Source organism: Streptomyces sp. NPDC056361 (assembly GCF_042262805.1).
In the GTDB taxonomy this organism is placed as follows: domain Bacteria; phylum Actinomycetota; class Actinomycetes; order Streptomycetales; family Streptomycetaceae; genus Streptomyces.
Genome location: NZ_JBHJQI010000209.1, coordinates 1 through 9,925, shown reverse-complemented (window position 1 = coordinate 9,925; position 9,925 = coordinate 1). Strand labels below are relative to the sequence as shown.

The 9,925-nt window shown below is 73.2% G+C and carries 10 protein-coding genes and 1 pseudogene; 6 read left to right on the top strand and 5 right to left on the bottom strand.

Annotated elements, in window-relative coordinates; genetic code table 11:
* Positions 1–28: 28 nt before the first annotated feature.
* Together ACFCY7_RS37745 and ACFCY7_RS37740 are read right to left on the bottom strand one after the other, a co-directional pair.
* A complete protein-coding gene (locus ACFCY7_RS37745; protein ID WP_376490604.1) occupies positions 29–631 on the bottom strand; it encodes an HdeD family acid-resistance protein in 603 nt (200 codons plus the stop codon).
* Between the two features lie 125 nt (positions 632–756).
* Positions 757–2,133 carry a dipeptidase gene (locus ACFCY7_RS37740; RefSeq protein ID WP_376490603.1) on the bottom strand — a complete coding sequence of 459 codons (1,377 nt, stop codon included), beginning with the start codon at positions 2,131–2,133 and terminating at the stop codon, positions 757–759.
* Positions 2,134–2,304: 171 nt separating this feature from the next.
* Here ACFCY7_RS37740 and ACFCY7_RS37735 point away from each other — a divergent pair, with 171 nt between their 5' ends.
* Both ACFCY7_RS37735 and opcA read left to right on the top strand, forming a co-directional pair.
* Complete coding sequence (locus tag ACFCY7_RS37735; protein ID WP_376490602.1) at positions 2,305–2,856, top strand: DoxX family membrane protein; 552 nt, start codon at positions 2,305–2,307, stop codon at positions 2,854–2,856.
* A 143-nt stretch (positions 2,857–2,999) separates the two neighbouring features.
* The gene (gene opcA, locus ACFCY7_RS37730) at positions 3,000–3,914 is read left to right on the top strand and encodes a glucose-6-phosphate dehydrogenase assembly protein OpcA (RefSeq protein WP_376490601.1); all 915 of its coding nucleotides are present in this window, start codon (positions 3,000–3,002) and stop codon (positions 3,912–3,914) included.
* Positions 3,915–3,950: 36 nt separating this feature from the next.
* Here the strand turns inward: opcA and ACFCY7_RS37725 are convergent, their stop codons facing one another.
* Positions 3,951–4,922 (bottom strand): acetylxylan esterase, encoded by a 972-nt coding sequence (locus ACFCY7_RS37725; RefSeq protein WP_376490600.1) that lies wholly within the window; start codon positions 4,920–4,922, stop codon positions 3,951–3,953.
* Positions 4,923–5,262: 340 nt separating this feature from the next.
* Here ACFCY7_RS37725 and ACFCY7_RS37720 point away from each other — a divergent pair, with 340 nt between their 5' ends.
* Positions 5,263–5,544, top strand: a complete 282-nt coding sequence (locus ACFCY7_RS37720; protein WP_376490599.1) for a hypothetical protein — start codon at positions 5,263–5,265, stop codon at positions 5,542–5,544.
* Between the two features lie 79 nt (positions 5,545–5,623).
* Here the strand turns inward: ACFCY7_RS37720 and ACFCY7_RS37715 are convergent, their stop codons facing one another.
* Both ACFCY7_RS37715 and ACFCY7_RS37710 read right to left on the bottom strand, forming a co-directional pair.
* The gene (locus ACFCY7_RS37715) at positions 5,624–6,157 is read right to left on the bottom strand and encodes a TetR/AcrR family transcriptional regulator (protein ID WP_376490598.1); all 534 of its coding nucleotides are present in this window, start codon (positions 6,155–6,157) and stop codon (positions 5,624–5,626) included.
* Between the two features lie 181 nt (positions 6,158–6,338).
* On the bottom strand, positions 6,339–7,511 hold the full coding sequence (locus ACFCY7_RS37710) for an MFS transporter (RefSeq protein ID WP_376490597.1): 1,173 nt from the start codon (positions 7,509–7,511) through the stop codon (positions 6,339–6,341).
* A gap of 277 nt (positions 7,512–7,788) precedes the next feature.
* Here ACFCY7_RS37710 and ACFCY7_RS37705 point away from each other — a divergent pair, with 277 nt between their 5' ends.
* The 3 genes and pseudogenes from ACFCY7_RS37705 to ACFCY7_RS37695 all read left to right on the top strand — a co-directional run.
* On the top strand, positions 7,789–8,274 hold the full coding sequence (locus ACFCY7_RS37705; RefSeq protein ID WP_376490596.1) for a DUF2975 domain-containing protein: 486 nt from the start codon (positions 7,789–7,791) through the stop codon (positions 8,272–8,274).
* Positions 8,274–8,555, top strand: a complete 282-nt coding sequence (locus ACFCY7_RS37700) for a helix-turn-helix domain-containing protein (RefSeq protein WP_376490595.1) — start codon at positions 8,274–8,276, stop codon at positions 8,553–8,555. The genes ACFCY7_RS37705 and ACFCY7_RS37700 overlap by 1 nt, the downstream gene beginning before the upstream one ends.
* A 92-nt stretch (positions 8,556–8,647) precedes the next feature.
* Positions 8,648–8,947 (top strand): annotated as a pseudogene (locus ACFCY7_RS37695) (SAM-dependent methyltransferase); the annotation flags it as partial.
* Positions 8,948–9,925 lie beyond the last annotated feature (978 nt).

Here is a 9,925-nt window from a genome sequence, read left to right as displayed (position 1 = left end):
GCGGACGTCCTCGCGCGAGGTCCGTGGATCAGGCCCCCGGCGGCAGGTTCTTGGCCCGCGAGCGCACCATGAACGCCGTGACCACCTCCACCGCGCCGACGGCGATGAGCCAGATGCCGCCGAGGAGCGTGAGGACCGCGACCGACTCCAGCGGCGACACGATCAGCACCACCCCGGCCAGCGCGCTGACGATGCCGAGGAAGACCTGCCAGCCGCGCGCCGGCATCTCCGGGTCGGAGGCCGCCGCCACGGTCTGGGTGATGCCCCGGAAGAGCCAGCCGATCCCGATCCACAGGGCGAGCAGCACGGCCGACTGCGTCGCGCCCTTGAAGCAGAACAGGCCCAGCAGGATCGAGAGCGCGCCACTGATGAACGCCATGACCCGCAGCGCGGTGGACGCGTGCGTCCCGAAGGCGGCCACCAGCTGCATCACACCGCTGAACAGCAGGTACAGACCGAACAGCACACCCGCCACGAAGAGGGAGGCGTCCGGCCACGCCAGGACCATGACGCCGAGGACCGCCGCGGCGAGCCCGGCGATCAGCAGCGCCTGCCACGCGATCCCGGCGAGCAGGGCGAGGGGCCCGGGCGGCACGTCCTGATGCGGGGGTCGGTCATGAGTCTCTGTCATGGGACGGCACCGGTCCTTTCGTCGAGGACGGGAGAGGGGGGTGGGGAGGAGCGGAAGGGGGCGGGGGAAGAGGAAAGGGGAAAGGGGAAAGGAGGGGGCGGGGTGCGCCGGTCGCGGATCCAGCTTCAGCGCGCCGACGCGTAGGAGTTCAGGAACAGCGCCTCGGCGAGCGCCATGTGCTCGATCTCCGAAGGATCCACGCTCTCGTTCGGCGCGTGGATGAGGCAGCCCGGCTCCTCCACGCCGATGAGCGCGATCTCCGCGTCGGGGAAGTACTCGGCCAGCACGTTGCACAGCGGGATCGACCCGCCCTGCCCGGACTGGACCATGTCCTTCCCGTACGCCTCGCGGAGCGCCGACCCGAGGGCCCGGTAGGCGGGACCGTCGGTGCGCGCGCGGAACGGCTGCCCGGCGCTCTCCGGCTCCACCTCCACCCGGGCGCCCCAGGGCGCGGCCGCGGTCAGATGGTCGGTGAGGGCGCGACGGGCGTCGTCGGCGTCGATCCCCGGCGGCACCCGCAGGCTGACCCGGGCCCGCACCTTCGCCTGCACGGCCGCCGAAGAGCCCACCACCGGCGGGCAGTCGATGCCCAGCACGGTCACGGCGGGCCGCGCCCACAGCTCGTCGGCGACCGAGCCCGTACCGACGAGCGAGACGCCGTCGAGGACGCCCACGTCGGTGCGGAACTGCTCGGGCGGATAGTCCACGCCCTCCCAGACGCCGTCGCCGGACAGCCCCTTGACCGCCGTGTTGCCGTGCTCGTCGCGCAGGCTGTCGAGGATCCGGACGAGCGCGGCGAGCGCGTCCGGCGCCGGTCCGCCGAACATGCCGGAGTGCATCTCGCCCTTGAGCGTGGAGACGGTGACGACGACGTTGGTGAGCCCGCGGAGCGAGGTGGTCGTGGTGGGCAGGCCCAGGGCGAAGTTGCCCGTGTCGCAGATCAGCAGGGTGTCGGCGGCGAAGAGTTCGGGCTGGAGCGGCACCAGCTGCTCCAGGCCGCCCGTGCCCTGCTCCTCCGAGCCCTCCGCCACGAACTTGATGTTCACCGGGAACCCCCGGCCCTCCGGGCCGCCGAGCGCCCGCAGTGCCGTCAGGTGCATGGCGATGTTGCCCTTGCAGTCGGCCGAGCCCCGCCCGTACCAGCGCCCGTCGCGCTCGGTCAGCTCGAACGGAGGCGTCCGCCAGGCGTCGTCGTCCAGTGGCGGCTGCACGTCGTAGTGGCAGTACAGCAGGACCGTGGGCGCCCCCTCGGGGCCCGGGGCGTGGCCGACCACCGCGTCCGTGCCGTCCGGGGTCGTCACCCGCCGCATGTCGCGCAGGCCGGCCTCGGTGAAGGCCCGTACGAGGAAGTCGGCGGTCTTGGCGCACTCCTCGGGCGGGAACTGGCGCGGGTCGGCGACCGAGCGCATCGACACCAGCTCCGTCAGGTCCTCCTTCGCCCGCGGCATCAGCGCCCGGACCTTCTCCCGCAGGGCTGCGGTCCCGGTGGCCTCGGTGGTCATGCGTACCCACTTCCCTCAGGGGTCGAAAGTCCACTCAGTCAAGCAACAGTGGACAAACGGCGCAAAAGATGACTCAAGTGGACTATTCGGGTAGTGGTTCGAAGGGCGCCGCGGAGCGAGCGGGACGAGAGTGGACGCGTACGCCTCCGCCTCCCGCACCTGGAGAACCTCATGGCCCACCTCAACCGACGCGACCTCGGGCTGCTCGTGCTGAGGGTCGGCACCGGCGCCGTCCTCGCTGCGCACGGCACCCAGAAGCTCCTCGGCTGGTTCGGCGGCAGCGGCCTCGAAGGCACCACCAAGGCGATGGAGGCCATGGGCTTCAACCCGGGCCGCGAGAGCGCCATCGCCGCGGGTCTCGGCGAGGCGGGCGGCGGCGCCCTGCTCGCCCTCGGCCTCGCCACCCCCGCCGCCGGCGCCGCCGCGGCCGGTGCCATGGCGGGAGCCGTCGCCGTCCACGCCCCCGCGGGCTTCTTCGCCGCGGCCGGCGGCTACGAGTACCCGGCGTTCCTCGGCTTCACCGCCGCCGCGATCGGCATCACCGGCGCCGGCCGCTACTCCCTCGACCACGCCACCGGGCACGTCCTCGACCGCCCCTGGGTGGTCGCCACCGCCTTCATCGGCACCGCCCTCGCCGCCGCCGCGGTCGTCGGCCGCCGCGCCGCGGAACAGGCCGACGACGAAGCCGACCCGGAAGCCGACCCGGAGCCGGACCCGGCCTAGGGCCTGTCGTCACCTTCCCGTCGTAGCCCGCAGGGCAGGGCTCTGCTTCCGGACGGGCCCTGAGGCGAGAAGCCGGGGGACCCGCACGCGACCACCGCGCGGGAGCGTTAGGCTCGCCGCAGAGGAAGGGACGGGCGCCGCGCATGAAGATCGATCTGACGGACACGGACTCCAGCAGGATCAACAAGGCGATCCTGCAGGGTCGCAGGGCCGTCGGCACCCCCGCCGTCGGCGCCGTGCTCACCCTCGTCGTCGTCACCGACGAGGAGAACGCCTACGACTCGGTCAAGGCGGCCAACGAGGCCTCGCGAGAGCACCCCTCCCGCACGCTCGTCGTCATCAAGCGCCACGCCCGCGCGCCCCGCGGGCGGCAGGAGACCCGGCTCGACGCAGAGGTCCGGCTCGGCACCGACGCGGGTTCGGGCGAGACGGTCCTGCTCCGGCTGCACGGCGAACTCGGCGCCCGCGCCGACTCCGTGGTCCTGCCGCTGCTCCTGCCGGACGCCCCGATCGTCGTCTGGTGGCCCGTCGACGCCCCCGACGTCCCCTCCCTCGACCCCCTGGGATCACTCGCCCAGCGCCGCATCACCGACATGTACGCGGTCGAGGACCCCCTCGCCGCCCTCGAAGCCCGCGCCGCCTCCTACGCCCCCGGCGACACGGACCTCGCCTGGACCCGGCTCACCCCGTGGCGCTCGATGCTGGCCGCCGCCCTCGACCAGGCGCCGCTCGCCACCGTGACGTCGGCCGCCGTCGAGAGCGAGGCGGAGAACCCCAGCGCCGAACTCCTCGCCCGCTGGTTCGAGGTCCGCCTCGGCGTCCCCGTCGACCGGGTCGTCACCGACGGCCCCGTCGTCACCGCCGTACGCATGGACACCGCCGACGGAGAGATCCGCATCGACCGGCCCGAGGGCCCGGTGGCCCGGCTCGCGATCCCCGGCCAGCCCAGCCGCGTCCTCGCCCTCAAGGTCCGCACCACCGCCGAACTCATCGCCGAGGAACTCCGCCGCCTCGACCCCGACGAGGCCTACGCGGCCGCCCTGCGCGGCCGCGCCTGACGGGCCCGCTGCGACCCGGCTGCGACCCGGCTGCGCCTATCCGCGCAGCCGTTCCGTCAGCCAGCGCAGCTGCGCCGCCTGCTGGAAGGGGCCGCCGCCCTCGTGGTCGTTGAAGTCGTAGACCTCGATGGCCTTGTCCTGCTCCGCGTACGCGTTGAACGCGGCGAACACGGTGGACGGCGGGCACGTCTGGTCCTCGAGGGCCGTCGAGAACAGGGCGGGGGCCGTGGCGCGGGCCGCGAAGTGGACCCCGTCGAAGTACGCCAGCGTGTCCCGCACCTGCCGCACCCGACCGCGGTGGGTCTTGAGGTAGTTGCCGATCTCGCGGTACGGGGTGCGGTCCGTGACGGTGATCGCCCGCGGGAAGTCGCACAGGAACGGCACGTCGGGCGCCACCGCCACCAGACCGCGGACCAGACCCGCCACGGCGAGGGTGATCCCGCCGCCCTGGCTTCCCCCCGTCACCGCCGTCCGCCCCGCGTCCACCAGGGGGTGCGAGCGCGCCGCCTCCACGGCGCGGACGGCGTCCGTGAAGAGCCGCCGGTAGTAGTAGGTGTACGGGTCCTCGACGCCCTTCGTCATGAAACCGGGGAACGACGGCGCGCTGCCGACCGGGTCGGCCGTGTCGCCACCGGCCCAGGCGCTGCCCTGACCGCGCGTGTCCATCACGAAGTGCGCGAACCCGGCCGACGCCCACAGCAGGTGCGTGTGCGGCAGGCCGCGCCCACCGCCGTACCCGAGGAACTCCACCACGACCGGCAGCGGTTCGGTGGTCCCCGCGGGCACGACGAACCAGCCCTTGACCGGCTGCCCGCCGAAGCCGTTGAACGTGACGTCGAAGGTCTCGACCGTGGCCAGCCCCGTGACGACCGGCTCGAAGCGCGCCTCCAGGTCGTGCGCGCGCGCTTCGTCGAGGGTCTTCGCCCAGAAGACGTCGAAGTCCCCCGGCTCCACGGACGTGCTGCGGTGGGTGCGGAGTTGATCGAGGGGCAGGTCGAACTGCGTCATGTGAACCGCCTGGTGAGTAAGGGTCGTGTTCGGGATCTCGACCGGTCACCACCGGCCCTGCCCACCCTAGCCGCGGACCCCCCTGATTCATATACGTGAATCACGCCCCGCCCGGCTCCGTCCGCTCCACCGGACCTCGTACGCGCCCGGCGCCCCGACTCGGGTGCGTCCCACCGCGTCCCGCACGGCCTCGTGCGACCCGTCCGGACGCGTCCGGACAGACACTCCGCGCCGTCGGCGTCACGAGAACACCGCCGGGACCGTTCGCGTGACATCCTCGGACGAACCGCCCACACCGCACACGGTCGTGGGCCCTTGTCGTCCTGCGCGGAGGGACTCCATGCTCATCAGCCACGCCGTGGGGACGGACGTCCTCCACGTGACCCTCCACCACGACCTGGACGTCACCAACCGGGCCGCCGCGGCCCTCCAGATCCAGGCGCTCGTCCAAGCGCACCGCCCCGCGCGGGTCGTCATCGAACTCCCGGCCGCCGACCCGACCCCCGCCACCCTCAGCGCCCTCGCCCGCGCCCACCGCATGTGCGCGAGCCTCGGCATCACCCTCTCCCTGGGCGGCGCCAGCCCCCGCACCCACCGCCTCCTGGACGCGAACAGCGCCTGAGCCCCGGAGCGGGACGCGCGTGTTCCCGGAGCGCGCGCCGACCACCAGCGGTCGGCGCGTGCGCCGGGCCGGACGCAGGTCAGCCCGCCGAACCCAGCACGATCCGGGCCGTGGCGTCGAGGAGTTCCCTGTCGGCGGGGCGGCCCAGGACGAGGACCCGGTAGTAGACCGGGCCGAGCAGCAGATCGGCGAGCCGGTCGACGGCGGCCGGGTCCTGCGCCCGACCCGTATGGCGTTCGAGCAGGGCGCCGAGTCCGGCCACGTCCCGCTCGCGCTGTTCGAGCAGGAAGCCCTCGCGCAGTGCGGCGGCGGCGTCCTTGTCGAGTTGGGCGTGGCCGAGCAGCGCCTGGAGCACCTGCCCGGCCGGCTCCTGGAAGAAGTCGGCGACGCGGTGCAGGTGGGCGGTGAGGTCCTCGGCGGCCGTGCCGGCCGGCACGGCCCACGCCAGTGCCTCGCGGGCGTCGTCGGTGAGGGCGTCGAGCAGGATGTCGACCTTGGACTTCCACCACCGGTAGATCGTCTGCTTGGCGACACCGGCCCGCGCCGCGATGCCCTCGATCGTCGTCGCCGTGAACCCCTGCTCCACCAGCAGGTCGTCCGCCGCGTTCAGCACCGCGAGGCGGATGCTCTCACTGCGCCGGGGGCCCGTCCGGCTGACGACTGCGGACGGGGAGCGTCCGCCCTCGGATCCGGTCCGTCCGTCGGTCTTCCCTGCGGCACTGATGGTCGCTCACTCCTCGGTTCGTGCACCTCCCGCGATTCTGGCACGCCACCGCCCGCCGCCACCGGCCCGCTCACGGGCGCACACCGTACGTCGCGCGCGTACGTGCACGCGCACGGGGGCGGACCAGACTCAGCAGCACGACCAGGGCGAGCAGCGCGACCACGGCGCTGAAGGCCGCTCCGGCCGGACGCAGACCCGTCGCCCGGATCAGCACGCCGACACCGATCGCGGGGACGGCGAGCATCGCGTAGAGGACGGCGAAGAAGGTCGACACCACGGCGCCACGCTGCTCCGGGGCACTACGCGTGGCGATGCTCCCGACGCCGTGCCCGAGGGCGACGCCGGTCGCCAGCCCGTTCGCGGCCGCGCCGATCAGCAGCGGGACCAGGCTCTCGGTCGCCATGGCCGTGGCGATCAGCGCCGCGGCGACGATCAGCCCCAGGCACGCCGCGGGCAGGGCGACCTCGGCCCGGAACCGACGCACCGCCAGCTGCCCCAGCGCGGTGCAGGCGAAGGCGACGAAGACGACGAACCCCGCGAGCGCGTGGCCGGACTCGTGGAGCACCCTCCCCAGGAACAGTCCCGCCACCGCGGTCAGCACACCCAGCACCGCGAACCCCGCCCCGGCCGCCATGGCCGCACGCAGGAAGTCCGACCGCATCTCCGACGGGACGCGCAGCCGCTGGAACCGGAGCGTCACGGCGGACCGCCGCGCCACCGTCTCGGGCGTCACCACCACACCGACGAGCCCGACCACCGACAGCACCACCATCACGATCCACGGGGTCCGCAGCGGATCCGGCGCGACATCGGCCAATATCCCCGCCATCAACGTCCCGCAGGCCAACCCGCCCATGTTCGCCCCCAGCGCCACCATCGGCGCCGCGACCCTCCCACCCGACGGCATCAGCTCGGTGAGCGCCGCCGTCCCCGCCCCCGTCACGAGCGCCGCCGAGAACCCCGACACCACCCGAGCCACCAGCAGCACCCCCACCTGCTCCGCCCCCAGGAAGACCCCCGCCGCCCCCGCCGCGAGCAACGTCGCCACCACCAGCACCGGCCGCCGCCCCACCTGGTCCGACAACCGCCCGAACACCAGCAACCCCGCGACCACCCCCATCGCATACACGGCAAAGATCACCGTCACCGTCATCGGCGAAAACCCGAACCGCTCCCCGTACAACGGATACAGCGGCGTCGGCACCGTCGTCCCCGCCATCACCACCCAGAACGCGAACGCCACGGCCCCCGCCCCGAACCGCCCTCTCCCCGCCCGGCTCCCCGCACCCACCCGAGCGCGGTCCTTCTTGTACGGCATGAAGCCAACCCTTCGACGAGATGCGTGGAGTCGTCGACGCGACGCGCACGTCAATGAATAGACGAGGCGTTGCGTCTAGTCTAGAGATTAGACTAGACGTTGCGTCCATTCAACGGCCCGCACCCGCGCCCCACCCGCCACCTCTTGCCGGACCTATCGAATATCGATAGATTCCCATCGCAACTCGATGGAAGGCTGGGTCATGGGAAAGCTGACAGTGCGCGCGCTGCGTGCCGTGCTCGCGGTGGTGCTCGCCGGCACGGTGGGGGTCCAGGTGTTGATGGTGTGGGCGTTGGCGACGGATCCGGAGGACGGGTCGCTGCCGCTGACGCCGCTTCGGGTGGCCACGATGCTGGGCATGGGGGCGGCGCAGGTCGCGGTGGTGTGCGTGTGGCGGCTGGTGACGATGGTTCGGCGAGGGACGGTGTTCTCGCACGCCGCGTTCCGATACGTGGACGGGGTGATCGGCTCGATCGTGGCAGCCGCTCTCGTGTGGTTCGCGGTGACGGCGATCAACGCGCCGGGGCAGCGCGAGGATCCGGGCGTGACGGTGATCATGGCCGGGGTGGGAGTGGCGATCCTGGGCGTCGCGCTGATCGTGCTCGTACTGCGGATGCTGCTGGCCCAGGCCGTCGCGCGTGACGTCGAAGCGTCGCGGATGCGGGCCGAGTTGGACGAGGTGATCTGATGCCGATCGCCGTCGACATCGATGTGATGCTGGCCCGGCGGAAGATGTCCGTCGGGGAGCTCGCCGACCGGGTCGGGATCACGCCCGCCAATCTGGCGGTGCTGAAGAACGGCCGCGCGAAGGCGGTGCGCTTCGCGACGCTCGCCGCCCTCTGCGAGGTGCTCGAATGCCAGCCGGGCGACCTGCTGCGCTGGGAGGCCGAGGATCTGGCGGAGGCCGGGGGTGGGGGCGTGGGCGAGGCAGTGCCCGAGGCCGAGGCCGAGGCTGCGGCAGAGGCGTGAGGTGCCCCCGTGTGGGGCGGTCCGGGCCGTGATCGGCGTGAGGTAGCTCCTCGACGACCTCCCGCCGAAGGAGGCCGCGCGGCGCCCGCGCCCACACCGTCACCCTCTTCGAGGAGCCGCTCGACCTCGCCCGCCGGCGCGTTGCCCGGGTCGGCGGTGTCGCAGGTCGCGTGACCGTCCAACTCCTCGACCACCGCGACGCTGGGGGCCGATACGACGCCGTCGTGAGCGTCGAGATGATCGAGGCAGGCCGTCAGCGTCGAGTTCCGGCCCGACTGCACGACCGGGGCGCGGCGCCGGCCGCGCCGGTGCGTGCGGCCACCGAGGCGGGGAGTCGCACCTTTCGGAACGACCCGGAGCCGTACGCGCGGAAGGAGACGCCATGTCCCTGAAGTCCGGATCCCGGCGGATCCCGGCGGACGTCACCGGGTGGCGACGGCGCGGCCGGGTTCCGGCTGCTGCCGGTGCGCCGCGCGAAGGCCGTGCGCAAGGACCGGCGGATCGACGACTTCGACCGCGAGCCGAGCAAGCGGGGCAGGGGTGATGCGCCCCGGGCCGGCCACTGGCTCGCGGACTCCGGTCCCAGGCCCGACTTCGTGCTCTGCTCCCCGTCTTACAGGACCTGCAGGACCTGCAGGACCTGCAGGACCCGCAGGACCCGCCGGTCCTAGCGGACCTGGCGGCTCGCGGCCTCCGCGCTGGACGACCCGCCGCCCGTCGTCCACGACGGGCGCCTCTACAACACGCCGCCGAGCAAGCTGGTCTCCGTACTGGCGGAGCGGGGACCGGGCCTTCGCGCCGTGGTTCTCGCCGGACACAACCCGGGGATCCACGAGCCGACCGCCGGCCTGTGCGGGAGCGGCCCTCCGGACCTGCTGGAGCGGGTGTAGGCGGGCTTCCCGACCTCGGGAGTGGTGGTGATCGAGGTGTCCGGCGGCTGGACGCGACTATCCCCCGGTAGTGGAAGGGTGATCGCCTGCTGGTCACCGGCCGACTGATCCCGCCGGCCCGGACGGAGGGCTCGGCAGGTTCCGCCGGTGGGTGGGCAGTGCCGTGGCGGGCGGCAGCCCCGCACACGAGGAGGAGGGTGCGGAACCGCGGCGCCCTGGTCCGCGGTCCCGGTCCGGTGCGGCCCGGGTCGGTTCGTGCGGGCGCTCGTCGCCCTCACGGCCCTCACGGGCATGGTGGCGTTCGCCGTGGTCCTGGCCCGGCTGACGCGGGAGGCCTCGCCGGCCTCCGTGCCCCTCGCCCACAGCAACCTGACGCCCGGGCGCTCGATCGAGGCCTATCTCGGCCGGCCCGGTAGTTCTGGAGCGTTCGCGCATCACACGGCCCCGTGTCCTCTTGTTCTCCGGAGAACAAGAGGACAC

Bases quoted from the DNA above. Each gene is read 5' to 3' on its own strand.
- ACFCY7_RS37745 (WP_376490604.1), bottom strand. From the start codon at position 631: ATGACAGAGACTCATGACCGACCCCCGCATCAGGACGTGCCGCCCGGG.
- ACFCY7_RS37740 (WP_376490603.1), bottom strand. From the start codon at position 2,133: ATGACCACCGAGGCCACCGGGACCGCAGCCCTGCGGGAGAAGGTCCGG.
- ACFCY7_RS37735 (WP_376490602.1), top strand. From the start codon at position 2,305: ATGGCCCACCTCAACCGACGCGACCTCGGGCTGCTCGTGCTGAGGGTC.
- opcA (WP_376490601.1), top strand. From the start codon at position 3,000: ATGAAGATCGATCTGACGGACACGGACTCCAGCAGGATCAACAAGGCG.
- ACFCY7_RS37725 (WP_376490600.1), bottom strand. From the start codon at position 4,922: ATGACGCAGTTCGACCTGCCCCTCGATCAACTCCGCACCCACCGCAGC.
- ACFCY7_RS37720 (WP_376490599.1), top strand. From the start codon at position 5,263: ATGCTCATCAGCCACGCCGTGGGGACGGACGTCCTCCACGTGACCCTC.
- ACFCY7_RS37705 (WP_376490596.1), top strand. From the start codon at position 7,789: ATGGGAAAGCTGACAGTGCGCGCGCTGCGTGCCGTGCTCGCGGTGGTG.
- ACFCY7_RS37700 (WP_376490595.1), top strand. From the start codon at position 8,274: ATGCCGATCGCCGTCGACATCGATGTGATGCTGGCCCGGCGGAAGATG.